The 18,949-nt window shown below is 69.9% G+C and carries 20 protein-coding genes; 12 read left to right on the top strand and 8 right to left on the bottom strand.

Translation table 11 applies throughout. The features are described 5' to 3' along the window. Nucleotides 1-3 precede the first annotated feature (3 nt). Nucleotides 4-963 carry a glutamate ABC transporter substrate-binding protein gene (locus tag G6N58_RS03730; protein WP_068918637.1) on the bottom strand — a complete coding sequence of 320 codons (960 nt, stop codon included), beginning with the start codon at nucleotides 961-963 and terminating at the stop codon, nucleotides 4-6. Beyond that, complete coding sequence (gene glnX, locus G6N58_RS03725; protein ID WP_115279666.1) at nucleotides 960-2,279, bottom strand: protein kinase G-activating protein GlnX; 1,320 nt, start codon at nucleotides 2,277-2,279, stop codon at nucleotides 960-962. Before glnX ends, G6N58_RS03730 begins: the two co-directional genes overlap by 4 nt. A gap of 142 nt (nucleotides 2,280-2,421) precedes the next feature. Here glnX and G6N58_RS03720 point away from each other — a divergent pair, with 142 nt between their 5' ends. Beyond that, nucleotides 2,422-2,913, top strand: a complete 492-nt coding sequence (locus tag G6N58_RS03720) for an NUDIX domain-containing protein (protein WP_115279667.1) — start codon at nucleotides 2,422-2,424, stop codon at nucleotides 2,911-2,913. Between the two features lie 11 nt (nucleotides 2,914-2,924). Here G6N58_RS03720 and thiE read toward each other — a convergent pair whose 3' ends face one another. Then, nucleotides 2,925-3,596, bottom strand: a complete 672-nt coding sequence (gene thiE, locus G6N58_RS03715) for a thiamine phosphate synthase (protein WP_115279668.1) — start codon at nucleotides 3,594-3,596, stop codon at nucleotides 2,925-2,927. A 127-nt stretch (nucleotides 3,597-3,723) separates the two neighbouring features. Here thiE and thiO point away from each other — a divergent pair, with 127 nt between their 5' ends. From thiO to G6N58_RS03675, 8 genes are read left to right on the top strand one after another with little or no spacing between them, the layout of a single operon-like run. Beyond that, nucleotides 3,724-4,740, top strand: coding sequence for a glycine oxidase ThiO (gene thiO / locus G6N58_RS03710; RefSeq protein ID WP_115281835.1), 1,017 nt, complete (start codon nucleotides 3,724-3,726; stop codon nucleotides 4,738-4,740). After that, nucleotides 4,740-4,937, top strand: a complete 198-nt coding sequence (gene thiS / locus G6N58_RS03705; protein ID WP_068918633.1) for a sulfur carrier protein ThiS — start codon at nucleotides 4,740-4,742, stop codon at nucleotides 4,935-4,937. Before thiO ends, thiS begins: the two co-directional genes overlap by 1 nt. Then, nucleotides 4,930-5,700 carry a thiazole synthase gene (locus G6N58_RS03700; RefSeq protein WP_068918632.1) on the top strand — a complete coding sequence of 257 codons (771 nt, stop codon included), beginning with the start codon at nucleotides 4,930-4,932 and terminating at the stop codon, nucleotides 5,698-5,700. The genes thiS and G6N58_RS03700 overlap by 8 nt, the downstream gene beginning before the upstream one ends. Beyond that, the gene (locus G6N58_RS03695; RefSeq protein WP_115279669.1) at nucleotides 5,694-6,458 is read left to right on the top strand and encodes an SGNH/GDSL hydrolase family protein; all 765 of its coding nucleotides are present in this window, start codon (nucleotides 5,694-5,696) and stop codon (nucleotides 6,456-6,458) included. The genes G6N58_RS03700 and G6N58_RS03695 overlap by 7 nt, the downstream gene beginning before the upstream one ends. Before the next feature lie 5 nt (nucleotides 6,459-6,463). After that, the gene (locus tag G6N58_RS03690; protein ID WP_115279670.1) at nucleotides 6,464-7,378 is read left to right on the top strand and encodes an ABC transporter ATP-binding protein; all 915 of its coding nucleotides are present in this window, start codon (nucleotides 6,464-6,466) and stop codon (nucleotides 7,376-7,378) included. Further along, complete coding sequence (locus tag G6N58_RS03685; protein WP_115279671.1) at nucleotides 7,375-8,133, top strand: ABC transporter permease; 759 nt, start codon at nucleotides 7,375-7,377, stop codon at nucleotides 8,131-8,133. Before G6N58_RS03690 ends, G6N58_RS03685 begins: the two co-directional genes overlap by 4 nt. A gap of 51 nt (nucleotides 8,134-8,184) precedes the next feature. After that, a complete protein-coding gene (locus tag G6N58_RS03680; protein WP_115279672.1) occupies nucleotides 8,185-9,687 on the top strand; it encodes a M28 family metallopeptidase in 1,503 nt (500 codons plus the stop codon). A 57-nt stretch (nucleotides 9,688-9,744) separates the two neighbouring features. Beyond that, nucleotides 9,745-11,223, top strand: a complete 1,479-nt coding sequence (locus G6N58_RS03675) for a M28 family peptidase (RefSeq protein ID WP_232067718.1) — start codon at nucleotides 9,745-9,747, stop codon at nucleotides 11,221-11,223. 47 nt (nucleotides 11,224-11,270) lie between these two features. Here G6N58_RS03675 and G6N58_RS03670 read toward each other — a convergent pair whose 3' ends face one another. The 5 genes from G6N58_RS03670 to G6N58_RS03650 all read right to left on the bottom strand — a co-directional run bounded on the left by G6N58_RS03670 (nucleotide 11,271) and on the right by G6N58_RS03650 (nucleotide 15,547). Further along, a complete protein-coding gene (locus G6N58_RS03670) occupies nucleotides 11,271-11,573 on the bottom strand; it encodes a GDP-mannose 4,6-dehydratase (RefSeq protein WP_115279673.1) in 303 nt (100 codons plus the stop codon). After that, entirely contained in the window at nucleotides 11,570-12,517 is a 948-nt protein-coding gene (locus G6N58_RS03665; RefSeq protein ID WP_115279674.1) for an alpha/beta hydrolase, read from the bottom strand. The genes G6N58_RS03670 and G6N58_RS03665 overlap by 4 nt, the downstream gene beginning before the upstream one ends. A 62-nt stretch (nucleotides 12,518-12,579) precedes the next feature. Further along, complete coding sequence (locus G6N58_RS03660; RefSeq protein WP_115279675.1) at nucleotides 12,580-13,866, bottom strand: uracil-xanthine permease family protein; 1,287 nt, start codon at nucleotides 13,864-13,866, stop codon at nucleotides 12,580-12,582. 55 nt (nucleotides 13,867-13,921) lie between these two features. Then, nucleotides 13,922-14,698: an SDR family NAD(P)-dependent oxidoreductase gene (locus G6N58_RS03655; RefSeq protein WP_115279676.1), complete on the bottom strand. Its 777-nt coding sequence runs from the start codon at nucleotides 14,696-14,698 to the stop codon at nucleotides 13,922-13,924. A 9-nt stretch (nucleotides 14,699-14,707) separates the two neighbouring features. After that, nucleotides 14,708-15,547: a sugar phosphate isomerase/epimerase family protein gene (locus G6N58_RS03650; RefSeq protein ID WP_115279677.1), complete on the bottom strand. Its 840-nt coding sequence runs from the start codon at nucleotides 15,545-15,547 to the stop codon at nucleotides 14,708-14,710. 202 nt (nucleotides 15,548-15,749) lie between these two features. Between G6N58_RS03650 and G6N58_RS03645 the strand changes: the two genes are divergently transcribed. From G6N58_RS03645 to G6N58_RS03635, 3 genes are read left to right on the top strand one after another with little or no spacing between them, the layout of a single operon-like run. After that, nucleotides 15,750-17,093, top strand: a complete 1,344-nt coding sequence (locus G6N58_RS03645; RefSeq protein ID WP_115279678.1) for an MFS transporter — start codon at nucleotides 15,750-15,752, stop codon at nucleotides 17,091-17,093. Then, complete coding sequence (locus tag G6N58_RS03640; protein WP_115279679.1) at nucleotides 17,090-17,935, top strand: transketolase; 846 nt, start codon at nucleotides 17,090-17,092, stop codon at nucleotides 17,933-17,935. Before G6N58_RS03645 ends, G6N58_RS03640 begins: the two co-directional genes overlap by 4 nt. Next, nucleotides 17,932-18,915 (top strand): transketolase family protein, encoded by a 984-nt coding sequence (locus G6N58_RS03635; protein WP_068918622.1) that lies wholly within the window; start codon nucleotides 17,932-17,934, stop codon nucleotides 18,913-18,915. Before G6N58_RS03640 ends, G6N58_RS03635 begins: the two co-directional genes overlap by 4 nt. Nucleotides 18,916-18,949: the final 34 nt, after the last annotated feature.

Genomic DNA, 18,949 nt, shown 5'->3' with positions numbered 1-18,949 from the left:
CACCTAATCCGAGTACCGGGCGCTGGGCGGGGCGGGCGGCGGTCCGAGCACGGTCAACCACTTGCGGTACAGCGTGTTCCACGTGCCGTCGCGACGGATGCGTTCCAGCGTGCCGTTGACGAAGCGCACCAGGCCCTCGTTCTGCAGGTTGACTCCGATGCCGTAGGGCTCCTGGTTCATGTTCGGGCCGACGATGTGCAGGTACGGATCCTGGGAGACCAACCCGGCCAGGATCGAGTCGTCGGTGGACACCGCGTCCACCTGGCGCTGCTGCAGCGCCACCAGGCAGTCGGCCCAGGTCACCACCGTGACGATGATCGGCGCCGGGGTGATCTCGCGGATCCGGTCCAGCGACGTGGTGCCCTTGGCTGCACACACCCGCTTGCCCGGCAGATCCGACGCCTGGCTGATCGCTGAGTCGCGCGGGGCCAGAATGCGTTGATAGGCATTGAGGTACACCGTGGAGAAGTTCACCAGCTGCCGCCGCTCGCAGGTGATGCTCATGGTCTTGACCACGATGTCCACCTCGTTGTTCTGCAGCGCGCTGATCCGGTCGGCCGAGGACAGGATGCGGTATTCGACCTGCGACGGCGTACCGAAGATGTCGCGCGCCACCTCGCCGGCGATGTCCACGTCGAACCCGGTGATCTCTCCGGTGATCGGGTCGCGGAAGGAGAACAGGTTGCTGCCGATGTCCAGGCCGACGATCAGCCGGCCACGGCTTCGGATGTTGGCCACCGCCTCTTCGGCGTCGGCCCGGCTGGAGAACGGGCGCAGGCTGGCGGTGGGGTCGCAGTCGTCCTCCTCCGGGTTCGGCGGGGTGGGCGCCTCGGGAGCCATTTCCTGCATGCCGGCCGGGGTGGGCGGCGGCAGCGTCAGCAGCGGTGCCGAGGACGGGGGTGCCGTCGCTCCGCATCCGGTCAGGACCACCGCGCAGGCGGCCAGCAGCGCTTTCCACCTCATCGGTACTCACTCAGTCGCGGCCAGATTCCCAGAGCCACTGCCACCGCGGCGCCCAGGGAGAGCACCACTCCGCCCACCGTGGCACCGGAGAGCACCCGCCGCGCATTGGCGATGTCACTGCGCAGCTGATCGCGGCTCTCCTGGATACCGCCGGCCAGCGCCTCCTCCAGCTTGTCGAAGGCGGGGGTGGAGTCGTCCTCGCCGGTACCGAGCGCCACCTGGGTGGCCGCCTGGTAGTTGCCCACCGAGATGTAGGCGTTGATCCGCTCGTCGGCCGAGCGCCAGCGCGTCAGCAACTCGTCGGCACTGGCCAGATCGGTCTTGTCGATCGCGTCCTCGCGCTCCAGATACTGCCTGAGCTCCTGTTGCATGGTGTCGATGCGTTCGTAGTAGGACTGCTTGCGGACATCCTCGTCGCCGCGGCGGATCAGCGACAGGGTTTCGTCGGCGCGGGCCTGCTGGGCGGTGATCGCCAGGCTGGTGATCGTCTTCAGCGATTCGGCCGCGGTGTTCTTGGCGCTGCGGCTGCCCGCGGTGGAGATGGTCAGCGCGGTCCCCACCCAGACCACCATGATCAGGATGGCCAGCCCGCCGGCGATCAACCCGATGTTGATCCGCCGCCGGGTGCGCCGCGCCAGCCAGCGGTGGGCGAACGCGCCGAACAGGATGGTGGCCCCGACCACCAGGATGACCGGAGCAGGGATGCGGGTCGAGGCCGTGGTCTCCTCGTCGACGCGGGTGCTGGTCACCTCGTAGAGCCGCTGGGCGCTGGGCAGGATGGTGTCCTGCATCAACGACGACGCCTCGGACAGGTAGGACGAGCCGACGGGATTGCCCGCCCGGTTGTTGGTGCGCGCAGTCTCGATCAGCCCGGTGTAGACGGCCAGTTCCGCGTTGATCTTGCCCAGCAGTTCCTGCATCGGCTTGTCGGTGAGGCCGCTGGAAGCCTGGGTCAGCGCGACCGCCGCGTCGGTGATGGCCTGCTCGTAACGCTGGCGCACCGGCCGCGGTTCGGCCCCGGCGATGAAGGCCGTGGCCGCCGCGGCGTCGGCCACCGACAGCGTGGTGTACAGCTGGCCCGCGGCGAACGCCAGCGGTTCGGTGTGATCCAGCACGGTGGTGAGCTGCTGCTGGCGCTGGTCGATTGTCGTCGAGGTGGCGAAAGCGCTGATGACGCCGAGGGTGGCCAGGATGACGCCGATCGCCAGGATGCGCCCCGGCGTGGTCCACAGGAACCACCACCGGGGGTGGGCAGGCTCGGCGGGCGACCGGGACGCCAGAGGCTCGGTCGACGGGTGCGCCAACTCAACCGTCACCTTGTGCGGACCTCGTTTCCCGCTTGCGTTTGCCCGGACTCATTCCAACTGTATAAGCGAATTCTAAGAGCATTCCTGTGACGCGTGGGGTCAGATCGGTGAGCTGGTACGCGGTCTCGGTGCGCGGCTTATTGTTGAGCGCGTGCATGGCGACGGCGACGGGTGGGTGGTGGTCTCCGAGACCGGCAACCACTACTGGGGGAGGTTCGGCGCCGCGGGGCTGCTGCTGCGGGCTGCCGCACCGGACGGCTCGGTGTCGGTGCTGCTACAACACCGCGCGCCGTGGAGTCATCAGGGCGGCACCTGGGCGCTGCCCGGCGGCGCCCGGGACAGCCACGAGACACCCGAAGAGGCCGCGGTGCGCGAAGCCTGGGAAGAGGCCGGACTGACCGCCGAGGTCTTGGTGGTGCGCACCAGTGTGGTCACCGCCGAGGTGCCGGGGTGGACCTACACGACGGTGATCGCCGACGCCGGATCGCTGCTGGAGACGGTGCCCAACCGGGAGAGTTCGGAGCTGCGCTGGGTGCCGACGGATGCGGTGGCCGACCTGCCGCTGCATCCCGGTTTCGCCGACAGCTGGCCGCAGCTGCTCGAGGTCATCAGCGAGTTGGGCGTGATCTCGGCGCGCTCGTAACCGCTGGGCGGTTACCAGCGCGCCGAAATCGCAGTTTTGAGACGCCGGGCGGCGGCCTCGGGATCGTCGGCGCCGGTGATGGCGCGGACCACGACCACGCGGGTGGCGCCCGCGGCCAGGACCTCCGGAAGTCGCTGCTCGTCGATGCCGCCGATGGCGAACCACACCCGCTCACCGGCAGTGGCGGCGGCATGGCGCACCAGATCCAGCCCCGGTGCCGTGCGGCCGGGTTTGGTTGGGGTCGGCCAGCACGGTCCCACACAGAAGTAGTCCACGGCCTCGTCCAGAGCCCGGTCCACCTGCTCGCGGTCATGGGTGGACCGGCCGATCAGGGGCCGCGGCCCGATGATGTCGCGGGCGGCGGGCAACGGCAGGTCGTCCTGGCCCAGGTGCAGGACGTCGGCCCCGGCCGCGCGGGCGATGTCGGCGCGGTCGTTGACGGCCAGCAGCGCACCGTGGCGGGCGGCCGCGTCGGCCAGCACCTCCAGGGCGGCCAACTCCTGGCGCGCCTCCAGCGCCCCGAACTCCCGTTCCCCGGCCGACCCCTTGTCCCGCAGCTGGATGATGTCGACGCCTCCGGCCAGCGCGGCGTCGGCGAACTCCGCGAGATCGCCGCGGTCACGGCGGGCGTCGGTGCACAGATACAGCCGTGCGGTTGTCAGGCGGTCCAGCTCTTCGGGCATCTGGCGAGGGTACTGTGGTCTCTCGACAGCGCGGGAGTCCCGGTCGCGGGGCTGAGAGTGGGCACGACGCATTGCCCTTACCGTCACACCTGATCCGGGTCATGCCGGCGATAGGGAGCCAACGGCCATGCAGCACAGGGGAACACTCGCGGTCATCGGCGGGGGCGTCATCGGCCTGTCGGTGGCCCGCCGCGCCACACTCGACGGCTGGACCGTGCGGGTGCACCGCACCCCCGAGACGGGTGCCTCCTGGGTGGCCGGCGGGATGCTCGCCCCGCACAGCGAGGGCTGGCCAGGTGAGGAGGAGCTGCTGCGCCTGGGCCTGGAGTCGCTGGCGTTGTGGACCGCCGACGGCCCGGGGTCCTATCGCGACGGACTGCCCGCCCACATCGTCACGGCCCGGGAGTCCTTGGTGGTGGCCGTCGACCGCGCCGACGCCGCCGATCTGGCCACGGTGGGGCAGTGGCTGTCGGCGCAGGGCCACCCGGTGGAGGTCACCACCAGCGCCCGTGACATCGAACCGCTTCTGGCGCAGGGCATCCGGCACGGCCTGCTCGCCAGGACCGAATTGGCCGTCGACAACCGCGCCGTCCTGGCCGCTCTGGGTGAACACTGCGAGCGACTCGGGGTGCAGTGGGCCGGCCCGGTTCGTGACCTCGCCGAGGTGGACGCCGACGCCCGCGTACTCGCCAACGGCATCGACGCACCGACGCTGTGGCCGGGCCTGGCAGTACGCCCGGTGAAAGGTGAAGTGCTGCGGCTGCGTTGGCGCCGCGGCTGCCTGCCTGTGCCGCAGCGCGTCATCCGCGCGCGGGTGCGCGGGCGCCAGGTCTATCTGGTGCCGCGGGCCGACGGCGTGGTGGTGGGTGCCACGCAGTACGAACACGGCCGCGACACCGCGCCGACGGTCGCCGGGGTGCGCGAACTGCTCGACGACGCCTGCGCGGTGGTCCCGGCGCTCGGTGAGTACGAACTCGCCGAAAGCGCCGCGGGACTGCGCCCCATGACGCCGGACAATCTGCCGCTGGTGGGCCGGCTCGACGAGCGCACCCTGGTGGCCACCGGTCACGGCCGCTCGGGTTTCCTGTTGGCGCCCTGGACCGCGGCCACGATCGGTGCGCAGTTGTCGGCCGTGAGCGTCTGATGCGGATCCAGTTCAACGACGAGGACGTCGAGATCGCGCCGCAGACCACGGTGGCGGCGCTGCTGGCACAGCGGGGAATTGCGCAGAAAGGGGTGGCGGTGGCCGTCGACTGGGCGGTGCTGCCCCGGTCCCGGTGGGACACCCCGTTGTCCGAGGGAGCTCGAGTAGAGGTGGTGACGGCGGTGCAGGGTGGTTGACCAACTGACGATCGCGGGCCGCAGCTTCGGCTCGCGGCTCATCCTCGGCACCGGCGGCGCCGCCAACCAGGCGGTGCTCGAGGAGGCGCTGATCGCGTCGGGCACCGAACTGACCACCGTCGCGATGCGCCGGGTCGACGCCGCCGAAGGCACCGGAGTGCTGGCGCTGCTGGACAAGCTGGGCATCATGGCGCTGCCCAACACCGCAGGCTGTCGCGGGGCCGCCGAGGCGGTGCTGACCGCGCAGCTGGCCCGCGAGGCCCTGGGCACCGACTGGGTGAAACTCGAGGTGATCGCCGACGAGCGCACCCTGCTGCCGGATGCCATCGAGCTGGTGCGCGCGGCCGAGCAGCTGGTCGACGACGGCTTCACCGTGCTGCCGTACACCACCGACGACCCGGTGCTGGCGCGGCGGCTGGCCGACACCGGCTGCGCGGCGGTGATGCCGTTGGGCTCACCCATCGGGACCGGACTCGGGATCGCCAATCCCCACAACATCGCGATGATCGTCGAGCAGGCGCAGGTCCCGGTGATCCTCGACGCCGGCATCGGCACCGCCTCGGACGCGGCGCTGGCCATGGAATTGGGTTGCGACGCCGTGCTTTTGGCCAGCGCCGTGACCCGGGCGTCGAACCCGCCGATGATGGCGGCCGCCATGGCCGCCGCCGTCACCGCCGGGCATCTGGCCCGCCGCGCCGGCCGCATCCCCAAGCGGTTCTGGGCGCAGGCGTCGAGCCCGGACGGTGCCGTCACCACATGCTGACCGGCCGCTACGTCGCGTTGGGTTCCTCCATGGCGGCCGGCCCGGGCATCATGCCCCGGGTGCCGGGCTCACCGCGGCGTGCCGGCCGTTCGCAGCGCAACTACCCCCACCTCGTGGCGCAGGCGCTGCAGCTGGACCTCACCGATGTCACCTACTCCGGTGCCACCACCGCACACGTGCTGCACGAAGCGCAGAACGGGGTGCCGCCGCAGGTCGAGGCGCTGCGCGGGGACGAGGTGCTGGTGACCGTCACCATCGGTGGCAACGACATCGGCTACGTGCCCGCGCTGATGGCCGCGAGCCTGCCCCGGCCGGTTCACCGGCTGCCGCTGCTGGGCCCCCGGCTGCAGGAGATACTGGACCCCGAGGCCCGCGAGCGCGCCCTGCTGGTGCTGGACTCCTCGCTGCGCGCGGTCGCCGAGGTGGTGCGACGCAGGGCGCCGCAGGCCCGGCTGCTGTTCGTCGACTACCTGACCCTGCTGCCGCCGGCCGGGACCCCCGCGCCGCCGCTGAGCGCGCCCGACGCCGAGCTGGGCCGCCACCTGGCCGACCGGCTGCTGCAGGCCACCCTCGCCACCGGGTGTGAGGTAGTAGGTGTCGCCGAGGCCAGCGCCGAACACCACGCCTGGTCCCAGCTGCCGTGGACGGTGGGCGCCCGCTTCCCGATTCCGGGCCGCCCGGCACCGTTTCACCCCAACGCCGCCGGGATGGCTGCCGTCGCGCAGATGGTGGTGAGCCGCGTAAGGTCGCCGCAGTGACTCCGGTGATCGAGATGAGCGGGCTCACCAAGGTGTTCGGCCGGGGTCCGCGGGCCACCCGGGCCGTCGACGATCTGACCTGCAGGGTGGAATCCGGGGTGGTCACCGGCTTTCTCGGCCCCAACGGCGCGGGGAAATCCACCACCATGCGGCTCATCCTCGGGCTGGACCGGCCGACCTCGGGTTCGGCCACCGTCTGCGGGCAGCCTTACCGGGAGCTGCGCGATCCGCTGCGCACCGTGGGCGCGCTGCTCGACGCGCGCAGTGTGCACCCCAGCAGATCGGTGCGCGCCCACCTGCATTGGATCGCCGCCGCCAACTCCATTCCGGTCGCCCGGGTCGACGAGGTGCTGGGCATCGTCGGTCTGCAGGACGTGTCGGGCCGGAAAGCGGGAGCGCTGTCGCTGGGCATGAGCCAGCGGATGGGGATCGCCGCTGCGCTGTTGGGAGATCCGCCGGTGCTGCTGTTCGACGAACCGGTCAACGGGCTGGACCCCGAAGGCATCCGCTGGGTCCGCACGCTGATGCGCAGCCTGGCCGCCGAGGGCCGCGCGGTCCTGGTGTCGAGCCACCTGCTGGCCGAGATGGCCAACACCGCCGACCGGTTGTTGGTGATCGGGCGGGGAAAGCTGGTGGCCACCACCTCGGTGGAGGACTTCCTGGCGCGGTCGCGCGGCGGCGTGGTGCGCGTCCGCAGCCCGCACCTGGAGCAGCTGCGGGCGGCGCTGGTGGACGCCGGCATCGGCTTCGACGACCATCCGGATGTGCTGGCGGTCAGCGGTGCCTCGGCCGACGTCATCGGTGACCTGGCCGCCCGCAACGACATCACCCTGCACGAACTGAGCCCGCAGAAGGCGTCGCTGGAGGACGCGTACCTGGAACTGACCGACAGCGTCACCGACTTTCGGTCGGTGTCATGAGTCAGGTCCTGGCGGCGCTGTCCGCCGAACGCATCAAGCTGGTCAGCACCCGGGCTCCGTGGCTGGCCATCGCCGCCGCGGCCGGGGTCTGCGTGGCACTGGCCGCGTTGCAGGCGTGGGGCAGCCGGATGGGAGACATCGCACCCGAGGACACCGCCGTCGCCGTCGCGATGGTCGGAGTGCCGGTGCTGATGGTGGTGGCATCGATGACCGTCACCTCGGAGTTCCGTACGCAGATGATTCGCACCACGTTCCTGGCGGTCCCCAATCGCTACCTGGTGCTCGCCGCCAAGGCGGTCGTCAGTGCGGCGGTGGCCGCGGTGGCCGCTGCGGCGATGGTGTTGGCCTCGGTGGTGGCCGCGGGCCTGGTGGCGCCGCCGATGACCACGGATGCGCTGTCGCTGCTAGGAGGCGGGCCGTGGCTGCTGGCCGGGGCTTTCGCGCTGTACGCGGCCGTTGCCGCGGTGCTGGGGGTCGGCGTCGGGGCGCTGATCCGCGCCGCTCCGGGCACTGTCGTTCTCTTGCTGTTGTGGCCGTTGGTGATCGAAACCGTCCTGGCGTTGCTGCCCGACATCGGGCCCCAGGTGGGGCCGTCCCTGCCCTTCGTCAACGGGGTGGCGTTCACCGGCGTAGAACTGCTCCGCCTGGGCTACGACCTGCGCTGGGGCGGTGTCGGGGGTCTGGTGTACTTCACCGCCGTCGCCGCCCTCGTCTTCGCCGTGGCCTCAGTCGTCGTCGACCGCCGCGACGCCTGACGGCGGATCACCCACCGCAGGCCGGCCTGCACCGTCAGTATCTTGGAGCGAATGGTGTCCAGGACGTTGGCAGCAGTCACGATGCTTTCAGTGCTCGCGCTGGCCGGATGCGGGCAACGGGCGCAGGATCCGCAACCGGTCGCGGCGCCCCCCGGAACCCCGGCCGAGGCCGTCGAGTTCGCCACCGGGCTACAGGAGCGCATCAGCGGTGACGCCATGATGACCCACCTGCGCGCGCTGCAGGACATCGCCGACGCCCACGACGGCAACCGCGCCGCCGGCACCTCCGGGTACGACGCCAGCGTCGACTATGTCGCCGAGGCGCTGCGGGCCAAGGGCTTCGAGGTGCAGACCCCGGAGTTCGATGTGCGGGTGTTCCGTTCCGAGCCCGGCACCGTCAGCGTCGGCGGCACGGACTTCGGCGCCCGGGCGCTCGAATACTCGCCCGGCACCTCCGGGTCAGGGGTGACGGCGCGGTTGGTGGCGGCGCCGGCGGAGGAGAGTCCGGGCTGCACCGTCGAGGACTACGACGGCCTCGACGTGTCCGGGGCCGTGGTGCTGGTGGACCGGGGCCGATGCCCGTTCGGGGAGAAGGCCACCGTGGCGGCCGACCTGGGCGCCGTGGGGGTCGTCATCGCCGACAACGTGGACGAGGAACGGATGGGCGGCACGTTGGGCGACGACACGTCGGTAACCGTGCCGGTGGTCAGCGTCAGCAAGGCCGACGGTGCGCAGCTGCGGGCCCGTCCCGGTGAGGCGACCATCCGGGTACAGGCCGAGATGCGTGAGCTGACCAGTCGCAACGTGATCGCCCAGACCGCGACCGGCTCCACCGAGAACGTCGTGATGGTGGGCGCCCACCTGGACAGCGTGCCCGAGGGACCGGGCATCAACGACAACGGCTCGGGGGTGGCGGCGGTGCTGGAAACCGCGCTGCAGCTGGGCAGTTCGCCGCCGGTGGCCAACGCGGTGCGGTTCGCCTTCTGGGGAGCCGAGGAGATCGGGCTGGTCGGTTCGCAGAAGTACGTCGAGTCGCTGAACACCGAGCAGCTCAAGGACATCGCGATGTATCTGAACTTCGACATGGTGGGTTCACCCAACCCCGGTTACTTCACCTACGACGGTGATCAGTCCACCGCGTTCCGCCGCGATGAGGTGCCGGCCCGGGTGCCGGAAGGCTCGGCCGGGATCGAACGGACGCTGACCGCGTATCTCGAGTCGGCCGGCATGCCGGCGCAGGACACGTTCTTCGATGGCCGTTCCGACTACGACGCGTTCACCTTCGCCGGGATCCCGGCCGGGGGGCTGTACTCCGGCGCCGAAGGGGACAAGACCGAAGCTCAGCAGCAGCAGTGGGGCGGTACCGCCGGCGAGCCGTTCGATCCGAACTATCACCGGCCGCAGGACAACATCGACAACATCGACGTCACCAGCCAGGCCATCCAGGGGGCGGGTGTGGGGTATGCGGTTGGCCTCTACTCCCAGGACCAGTCCGGCCGCAACGGCATGCCGGTCCGCGACGACCGGACCCGGCACGAGATCGGTCCCTCCTGATCTCGGTACGGCAACGATGACGCCGGGCGGGCACCGGTGAGGGGCTAGCCTGTGCGGGTGAGGCGTGCAGGGGCGGGGTTGGTGGCGGTCTTCTCGACGGTGGTGGTGCTGTCGGGATGTTCCTCGCCGCCGGCGCCGGCGCCACCCGAGCAGGTGGTCAGCCTGGCCGACCATCTGGCCGAACAGGTCACCGAGGCCGGCATGTCGGTGCACCTGCAGCGGCTGCAGGACATCGCGGCCGAGCACGGCGGAAACCGGGCCGACGGCACACCTGGCTTCGACGCCAGCGTGGACTACGTGATCACTGTGTTGCGCGACAAGGGTTTCGACGTCGAGACCACCGAATTCGAGCGGTTGGAGACCCAGGACGCCGGCCGTCCCACGGTCACTGTCGGCGGCCGCACCTACCAGGTGGACCAGGCCTCGCTGCTGGTGCAGTCACGCGGCGTCGAGGGTCCGGTGGTCCGGCCCGCCCGCGCTCCCGGCTGCAGCGCGGCCGACTATCCGGCCCGGGTGCCCCGGGGTGCGGTGGTGGTGGTGGACGACACCGGGTGTTCGGTGGTGGCCAAACACCAGGCGGCCGTAGACAAAGGGGCCGCAGCGCTGGTGGTGGTCAGCGCAGGTGGCCGAAACGGTAGTCCGCCGGGGCTTTTCGAGCGGGGGTACTACGAGCGGCTCACGCTTCCGGTGGCCGTCATCGGTGACGAGGGCGGCGCGGCGCTGCGTCGGGCCACCGGTCCGGCGCGGGTGGTGCTCGACGGGAAAACGGCCACGGTCACCTCGCGTAATGTGCTGGCGCAGACCAGGACCGGCTCCACCAGGGATGTCGTGATGGTGGGTGCGCATCTCGACAGCGTGCCGCAGGGCCCAGGAATCAACGACAACGGCACGGGGGTGGCGGCGGTGCTCGAGACCGCCCTGCAACTCGGGCCCGAACCCGACGTCAGCAACGCGGTGCGGTTCGCATTTTGGGGTGGCGAAGAGAGTCGGCTGGCCGGGTCGCTGGACTACGTGTTCAACCGCAGCCGCGACGAACTCAACGACATCGCCCTGTATCTCAACGTCGACATGATCGGCTCGCCGAATGCCGGGTACTTCACCTATGACGGGGACCAGTCCGGGGCGCCGAGCCCCGATGTGGACGCCGAGGACGTGCCCGTCGGATCGGAGGGGCTGGAGCGCACGCTGGCCGGCTATCTGAATCTGGCCGGGATGCGCCCGGCTGACATGCCCTTGTCCGCGAGCACCGACTACCACCCCTTCCTGACCGCGGGGATTCCGGTGGGCGGGTTGACCACCGGTGGGCCGCAACAGAAGACCGCGGTGCAGGCCCGGCTGTGGGGTGGCACCGCCGGCGCGCCCTTCGACCCGAACTACCACACTGTGCGGGACACGGCCCGGGCGGTGAACCGCGAGGCGCTGGCCATCACGGGCTCGGGTCTGGCCTTCACTGTCGGGACCTACGCATCTTCCATCGAGGGCCCCAACGGCGTGCCCGCCCACGACCTGCGCCACCGCTCCGCGATGGGCCCCTGACCCCTGACCCGCCCAATCTCACGCACGGGCCCGAAAGTGCTAGTGGCTCACGGCGAAACGTCGGTCTCGGCACGCAGCAGTGAGTGGGCGGTGTCGAGGATGGTGTCCTCGACCGGCCGCGGCGACCAGCCCAGCAGGGTCTTGGCCTTGGTGTTGTCGATCTGCGGCCGCCTGCCGAGCTGGTGCAGCGCTTCCCGCATCGCCGGCTCGGTCTGGGCCAGTCGGCGCACCTCGTCGGCACGTCCGCTGCCCCGCACCACTGCGCGCACCTGATAGCCCTGGCGCACCAGCTGATTGACCACGTGGCTCCCGACGTAGCCGGAGGCTCCCGTGACGGCGACCAGACTCATCGGGCGAACGCCTTCCGCAGGCTCTGGATCGCGATCTCGATGGCGACGGTGGTGGCAGCGGTCTCGCGCACCGGGTTCAGCATCATGAAGTCGTGGATGATCCCGTTGACCCGCAGGCTGGTGGTCGGGACCCCGGCGGCGGTCAGCTTGCGGGCATAGGCTTCGCCCTCGTCACGCAGGACGTCGTTCTCGTCGACGATCACCAGCGCCGGGGGCAGGCCGCGCAGGTCGTCGAGCCCGGCCCGCAAGGGTGACGCTGTGATCTCGGAACGCTTCGCCTCATCGGGCAGGTAGCAGTCCCAGAACCAGGCCATCGCCTTGGCCGTCAGGAACGGGCCGTCGGCGAACTCGGAGTAGCTTGCGGTGTCCTGCCCGGCGTCGGTGACGGGGTAGTACAGCGACTGGTGGATGAATCGGACGTCGCCGCGCTGCTTGGCCATGATGGCCACCGCCGCCGTCATGTCGCCGCCGACGGAATCCCCGGCGATGGCCATCCGTTCGGCGTCCAGTCCGTGCTCGGCACCCTGCTGGGTGATCCACTGCGCCACGGCGTAGGCCTGCTCGATGGCCACCGGGTAGTGCGCCTCGGGTGACCGGTCGTATTCGACGAAGACGATCGCCGCGCCGGCGCCGTTGGCCAGTTCACGCACCAGCCGGTCATGCGTGCCCGCGTTGCCCAGCACCCAGCCGCCGCCGTGGATGTAGAGCACGGCCGGCAGGAGGCCCGTCGTGCCAGGTGGGGTGACGATGCGCACCGCGACATCGCCGAACCGGCACGCCACCGTGATCCAGCGGTCGTCCACGTCGAGCTTGGCGATGGGCGCGGCCTGCAGGTCGTCGAGGACCTTGCGCGCCCCCTCGGGACCGAGTTCGTAGAGGAATGGGGGAGTGGAGGTGGCGTCGGCGAACTCCTGGGCCGCCGGTTCGAGCACGTGATCAGTCATACCGCCCAGCCTGACAATGCAGTCGGCCGTACGGGACCCCGGAAAACCCGTGGTTTGTGGTGTCAGGTCAGGGGTTCGGCCGGCGTCGCGGGCGTGGCCGGGACGCCGCGCAACGCGCCGAGCCCGCGCATCCCGTGGTACACCACCAGCGCCGCGATGGACCCCAGGGCGATGCCGGTGAAGATGAGATCCCCGATCTGCCAGGTGAAGTCGGCGATGCCGATGATCAGGGCGATGGCGGCGGTCATCTGGTTGATCGGCAGGGAGAAGTCGACGTGGTTGGTCAGCCAGATCCGGATGCCGAGCACACCCACCAGGCCGTAGAGCACGATGGTCGCACCGCCCAGGACACCCGGCGGTATCGCCGAGATGGTGGCGCCCACCTTCGGGCACAGTGCCAGCAGGATCGCGGCGATCCCGGCCACCCAGTAGGCGGCGGTGGAGTACACCCGGGTGGCGGCCATGACGCCGATGTTCTCGGCGTAGGTGGTGGTGGCCGAACCGCCGCCGGCGCCGGCCAGCACGGTGGCGATGCCGTCGGCGGCCAGCGCGCGCCCGGTCAGCGGGTCGACGTCGGTACCGGTCATCTGACCCACCGACTTCACGTGCCCGATGTTCTCGGCCACCAGGGCGATCACCGCGGGCAGGAACATCGGCAGAACGGCGAGATCGAAGGAGGGGGCCTGGAATTCGGGCAGCCCGATCCAGGCGGCAGCCGCGATCGCCGAGGTGTCGACGTCGCCGAGGGCGAGCGCCAGCAGGTAGCCGATGACCACGGCCAGGAAGATGGCCAGGCGGCCGATCAGCCCGCGGAAGAAGGCCAGCGCGGCCACCAGGAGCACCAGGGTGACGATGCCGACCAGTGGCCCTTCGACGAAGTTGTTCTTGGCGGCCGGCGCCAGGTTGAAGCCGATGAGCGCGACGATCGCGCCGGTCACGATGGGCGGCAACGTGATGTCGATCCACCGGGTGCCCGCGATGTGCACGACGGCGCCGATGACGATCAGCAGCACCCCGACGGCGATGAGGCCGCCGAGCGCGCTACCGGTGCCGGCCGAGGCCGTCGCCGCGGTGACGGGTGCGATCACCGAGAAGCTGGAGCCCAGGTAGCTGGGCAGTCGGTTGCCGGTGATCAGCAGGAAAAGAATGGTGCCGATGCCGGAGAACAGCAAGGTGGTGGCCGGCGGGAAGCCGGTGAGCACCGGCACCAGGAAGGTCGCCCCGAACATGGCGACCACGTGCTGGGCGCCGATGCCGATGGTCTTGGGCCAGCTCAGCCGCTCGTCGGGGCCGACGACGAAGGAGGGATCGGCCGTGCTGGTGACGGGCTTCCAGGTCAGCGGAATCATCCGTAGATGACACACCACTGCGGCGGAGGGCGCACACCGAACCCCGCCTTCGGCCTCAGTGCATGTGGCTGCCGCCGTTGATGTCCATGGTGGTGCCGGTCAGGTAGCTGGCGTCCTCGCTGGACAGGAAGGTGATGCAGGCGGCCACCTCATCGGTGGTGGCGGTGCGGCCGACCGGGATGGCGGCGGCCAGGGCGGCCTCCTGCTCGTCGGTGGAGCCCACCCGGATGTTGGTGTCGACGGCTCCGGGGGTGACGGCGTTGACGGTCACACCCTTGTCCGCGACCTCGCGGGCCAGCGCCTTGGTGAACCCCAGCAGCGCGGCCTTGGCCGCCGAGTAGGGCACCTTGCCGAAGACGCCGCCGCCGCGCTGGGCGGACACCGAACTCATGTTCACGATGCGGCCCCAGCCCTGCTCGATCATGTCCGGCAGGAATGCCCTGGTGACCAGGTAGGTGCCGGTGGAGTTGACCGCGAACACCTTGTTCCACAGTTCGAGGGTGGTCTCCAGGAACGGAACGGGGGAGGTGATGCCGGCGATGTTGGCCAGCGCCCCGACCGCGGGGAGATTGCCGGCGGCCACCTCGGCGGCGACGGCGGCGTGGGCGGCGGTCACCGAGTCCTCGGAGGTGACGTCGACGGCGTGGCCGTAGGCCGGCACGGCGAACTGGTTGCCGATGTCGGCGGCCACCTTGGCGCTCTTCTCGCCGTCGAGATCCAGGATCACCACGGCCCAGCCCTCGGCGGCGTAGCGCTGCGCGACGGTCATGCCGATGCCTTTGTCGGAGGTGGCCCCGGTGATGACGGCGGTGCGCTGGGTTGTGATCGACATGTGTTCTCCCTAGATCGATTCGGTGATGAAGCGGCCGGCCCGTGCGGCGGCAGCGGGTCGTTCGTCGTGCGTGATGTCTCTGGTTTCCAGTTCCAGGGAGAAGTGCCCCTGGTAACCGGCGTGGGCCAGTGTCTTGAGTCCGAAGCCGAAATCGACGGCGCCGTTGCCCACGGAGAGGTTGATGTTCCCGGCCACGGCGTCGCGGATGTGCACGTGGGTGATGCGGGGGCCGAAGCGGCGGACGAACTCGCCGGGGTCGGCGCCGGAAGCGACGATGTGGCTGAAGTCCATCACGATGCCCACCTGCTCGGGCAGCCGGTCGGAAAGCTGTTGTGCGCGTTCGATGTCGTAGCAGAGGCGGTAGTAGTGCAGGGACTCGGTCCACAGCTCGACCCCGCGGTCTGCTGCCATCTGTGCGGCGGCGGTCAGTTCGGCGGCCACCAGGTCCAGGTCGTCGGCCAGGGTGCGCACCGGTTCGTGTTCCAGTGCACCGCAAGGCAGGACCAGCGCCCGTGAGCCGGTGGCGACGGCGAGCTCGACGAGCATCATCAGATGGCGCTGACGGTCGGCGCGCGGACCGTCAGCCAGCGGTGTGTTCAGGTCGCCGATGTCGCCGTTGATGGACCGTACCCGGAGTCCGGAGGCCGCCACGGTGGCGGCAACGTCGGCCACGGCCGCCTCGTCGAGGACGTAGGGGACGTGGTCGCACACGCCGGGCAGGGCGCCCAGGTCGATCTCCTCGAAACCGAGATCGGCGATGGTGGCCAGCGCGGTGGCCAGGGCCTGGTGCCGGAAGCTGATCGTGGAGCAGCCGAGCCGGCTGTCGAAGGTTGTGGTGGGGCAGGACATCGGGACACCTCGGGACGTGCAGGGCTTGTGACGACAGCCACAGTAGCTCGGTCGACTGTTGACAGTCAACTGATAAGCACTAGTTCATGTTGACTGTTGACAGTGACGTGTGCGCGGGGTCACACTATGTCGCATCGCACTGTTGACCGTCGACAGTGATCGTGATTGCCCAGCTAGACCAGGATTTGAGAGGATGACGCCCATGAGCGACGACGCTCTGAAGATGCGCGGCCCGGTGCACGGCACGCCGGAAGCCAAACGAGTTGCCGTCGGATCCGGCGTCGGCGCCGTGATCGAGACCTACGACTTCATCGGTTTCGGAACCGCCGCGGCGCTGTACTTCGGCACCGCCTTCTTCCCCTCCGCCTCGCCGCTGGCCGGCACGCTGGCCGCGTTCGCCACCCTGGGTGTGGGCTTCCTGGCCCGTCCGCTCGGCGGCGTCATCGGCGGCCACCTGGGCGACAAGGTGGGACGCAAGCCGGTCCTGGTCGCCTCGCTGATCATCATGGGCCTGGCCACGTTCGCCGTCGGCTTGCTGCCCACCTACGCTGCCGTCGGGATCCTGGCCCCGGTGCTGCTGGTCACCGTCCGCATCATCCAGGGCCTGGCCTTCGGCGCGGAGTGGGGCGGCGCCATCCTGATGTGTTACGAGCACGCGCCGTGGAAGAAGAAGGGCCAGTACACCGGCATCGTGCAGGCCGGCTTCCCGGTCGGCCTGCTGCTGGCCAACCTCACCTTCCTGGTCAGCGTGCACCTGCCCGGTGACTGGGCGTGGCGGGTGCCGTTCCTGGCCAGCATGATCCTGGTGATCGTCGGCCTCGTGATCCGCGCCAAGGTGCCCGAGTCGCCGGTGTTCGAAGAGGTCAGGGAATCCGGCAGCATCGTGAAGTCACCCATCGCCGAGGTGCTCAAGACCGACTGGCGAAATATTCTGCGCGGCATCGGTCTTCGCATCGCCGAGACCGCCGGTTACGCCGTCTCGATCACCTACATGATCTCCTACCTGAAGAGCACCGGACTGGCCAGCGCCAGCCAGACGCTGACAGCGCTGTGCATCGCGTCCGCACTCGGCATCTTCGCCACGTTCGGCTGGGCCACCCTCACCGACAAGATCGGCCGCAGGCCCGTCTACATCGCGGTCACCGCCTTCGGTATCCCATTCGGCATCCTCATGTTCACGATGGTGAACACCGGGCAGATGTTTCTCTACATCGCGAGCTTCGCCATCGCCTACGGCGTCTGCCAGAACGCCCTCGCCGGTGCCCAGGGCGGCTGGTTCCCCGAGCTATTCAACGCCAACACCCGATCCTCCGGCGCCTCACTGGCCTACCAGATCTCGGCCATCGCCTCCGGATTCACCCCCTTCGTCACCACCCTGCTCTTCGAGGCGTTCGGCTGGTGGGGCCCGGCGGTGCTGTTCAGCACCTACATGGCGATCGGGCTGTGGGCCGCGCTGTCCACCCGCGAAACCTGGGGCCCGCGTGAGCGTCAGCTGGCCGCCGAAGCCGAGGCCCGCACCCCCGCCCCGCAGAGCGCGATCGCATGACCGCGGTGCTGAGTACCTCCCAGAAAGTCCGGGAAGCGGCCTACCGCATCCGCTGTAACGCGCTGCACATGGGCGAGGTGCAGGGGCAGGGCTACGTCGGCCAGGCGCTGGGCGCCGCGGACATGCTGGCCGTGGTGTACGCCCACCAACTGCGGTACCGCGCCGACGATCCGCACTGGCAGGGCCGCGACCGGTTCCTACTCTCCACCGGGCACTACGCCATCGGCCTCTATGCTGCGCTCGCCGAGGCCGGCATCATCGACGTCGAGGAGCTGGAGACCTACGGCTCCGATGACTCCCGGCTGCCAATGTCCGGAATGGCGAGCTACACACCGGGAATGGAGATCTCCGGCGGATCGCTGGGGCACGGTCTGACCGTCGCGGTGGGGATGGCCCTGGGCCTGCGGCACCAGGGCAACGGCGCGCGGGTGATCAACTTCCTGTCCGACGGCGAACTCGACGAGGGCTCGACGTGGGAGGCCGCCATGGGTGCGTCGCACCACGCGCTGTCGAATCTCATTGCCATGGTCGACATCAACGCCCTGCAGGCCGACGGCCCCACTGCCGGGGTGCTGCGCACCGAACCGGTCGCCGACAAGTGGACGGCTTGCGGCTGGTTCGCCCAGCGTGTCGACGGCAACGACGTCGACGCCCTGCTGGCCGCGTTCGACGCGGCCAACGATGCCGACGTCCCGGCAGTCATCCTGTGCGACACCAGGATCGGACGCGGTGTGCCACTGCTGGAGAACCGGGAGAAGGCGCACTTCATGCGCATCGAGGAAGACGAGTGGGCGATCTGCCGCGAGCAGCTCCGCACCGGTTTCGAAGGAGTATCCGCATGAGCGCCCCCGCCAAGCTGCGCACGTCGGCGATGATCGCGTCGTTCGCCGACCCAGGGCAGAAGACCGCGCCGGCGCCCTTCGGTCACGCCATGGTGCAGGCAGCCGAAGCCGACCCGCGGATCGTCGGGCTGACCGCAGACCTGGGCAAGTACACAGACATGCACGTCTTCGCAAAGGCGTTCCCGGAGCGCTTCTTCCAGATGGGTATGGCCGAGCAGCTGCTCTTCGGTGCGGCCGCCGGCATGGCAGAGACGGGGCTGGTACCGTTCGCGTCCACCTACTCGGTGTTCGCCGCCCGGCGGGCATACGACTTCATCTGCCTCGACATCGCCGAGCCGGGGCTCAACGTCAACATCGTCGGCGGGCTGCCCGGTCTCACCACCGGATACGGCCCGTCCCATCAGGCCACCGAGGACATGGCGATCTTCCGCGGGGTGCCGGGGCTGACGATCGTGGACCCGTGCGACTCGGTGGACATCGAGCAGGCGGTACCGCAGCTGGCGGCCAGTCCCGGCCCCACCTACCTGCGGCTGCTGCGTGGCCAGGTGCCCACGGTGCTGGACGAGTACGACTATTCGTTCGAGCTGGGCAAGGCCAAGGTGCTGCGTGGCGGTAATGACGTGGTGCTGATCTCCAGCGGTCTGATGACCATGCGTGCGCTGGCGGCAGCCCGGGAACTGGCGGCGCACAACGTCGACGTCGCCGTGGTGCACACCCCGACCATCAAGCCGTTCGACGCGGAAACCGTACTGGAGCAGGTTGATTCGGACCGCCTGGTGGTGACGTGCGAGAACCACACCGTGGTGGGCGGGTTGTTCGAAACGGTGGCCGCCGAGGTGGTGCGTCGCGGACTCGGCAAGCAGGTGGTTCCCGTCGCCCTGCCGGACGAGTTCCTGGCCGCGGGGGCGCTGCCCACGCTGCACGAACGGTACGGACTGTCCACGGCGCGGGTCGTCGCAACGGTGCTCGACCGCCTGTAGGGTGTTGTTGACAGACAAGTGTTGACAAACCGAT

Source organism: Mycolicibacterium tokaiense, assembly GCF_010725885.1.
Lineage (GTDB): Bacteria > Actinomycetota > Actinomycetes > Mycobacteriales > Mycobacteriaceae > Mycobacterium > Mycobacterium tokaiense.
The sequence above is the reverse complement of the archived record's forward strand: the minus strand, read 5'-3'. Positions and strand labels throughout refer to the sequence as shown.

Bases quoted from the DNA above. Each gene is read 5' to 3' on its own strand.
- thiO (WP_115281835.1), top strand. From the start codon at position 3,724: ATGCAGCACAGGGGAACACTCGCGGTCATCGGCGGGGGCGTCATCGGC.
- G6N58_RS03680 (WP_115279672.1), top strand. From the start codon at position 8,185: ATGGTGTCCAGGACGTTGGCAGCAGTCACGATGCTTTCAGTGCTCGCG.
- G6N58_RS03730 (WP_068918637.1), bottom strand. From the start codon at position 963: ATGAGGTGGAAAGCGCTGCTGGCCGCCTGCGCGGTGGTCCTGACCGGA.
- G6N58_RS03655 (WP_115279676.1), bottom strand. From the start codon at position 14,698: ATGTCGATCACAACCCAGCGCACCGCCGTCATCACCGGGGCCACCTCC.
- thiE (WP_115279668.1), bottom strand. From the start codon at position 3,596: ATGCCCGAAGAGCTGGACCGCCTGACAACCGCACGGCTGTATCTGTGC.
- G6N58_RS03670 (WP_115279673.1), bottom strand. From the start codon at position 11,573: ATGAGTCTGGTCGCCGTCACGGGAGCCTCCGGCTACGTCGGGAGCCAC.
- G6N58_RS03645 (WP_115279678.1), top strand. From the start codon at position 15,750: ATGAGCGACGACGCTCTGAAGATGCGCGGCCCGGTGCACGGCACGCCG.
- G6N58_RS03695 (WP_115279669.1), top strand. From the start codon at position 5,694: ATGCTGACCGGCCGCTACGTCGCGTTGGGTTCCTCCATGGCGGCCGGC.
- G6N58_RS03660 (WP_115279675.1), bottom strand. From the start codon at position 13,866: ATGATTCCGCTGACCTGGAAGCCCGTCACCAGCACGGCCGATCCCTCC.
- thiS (WP_068918633.1), top strand. From the start codon at position 4,740: ATGCGGATCCAGTTCAACGACGAGGACGTCGAGATCGCGCCGCAGACC.
- G6N58_RS03650 (WP_115279677.1), bottom strand. From the start codon at position 15,547: ATGTCCTGCCCCACCACAACCTTCGACAGCCGGCTCGGCTGCTCCACG.
- G6N58_RS03635 (WP_068918622.1), top strand. From the start codon at position 17,932: ATGAGCGCCCCCGCCAAGCTGCGCACGTCGGCGATGATCGCGTCGTTC.
- G6N58_RS03640 (WP_115279679.1), top strand. From the start codon at position 17,090: ATGACCGCGGTGCTGAGTACCTCCCAGAAAGTCCGGGAAGCGGCCTAC.
- G6N58_RS03685 (WP_115279671.1), top strand. From the start codon at position 7,375: ATGAGTCAGGTCCTGGCGGCGCTGTCCGCCGAACGCATCAAGCTGGTC.
- G6N58_RS03665 (WP_115279674.1), bottom strand. From the start codon at position 12,517: ATGACTGATCACGTGCTCGAACCGGCGGCCCAGGAGTTCGCCGACGCC.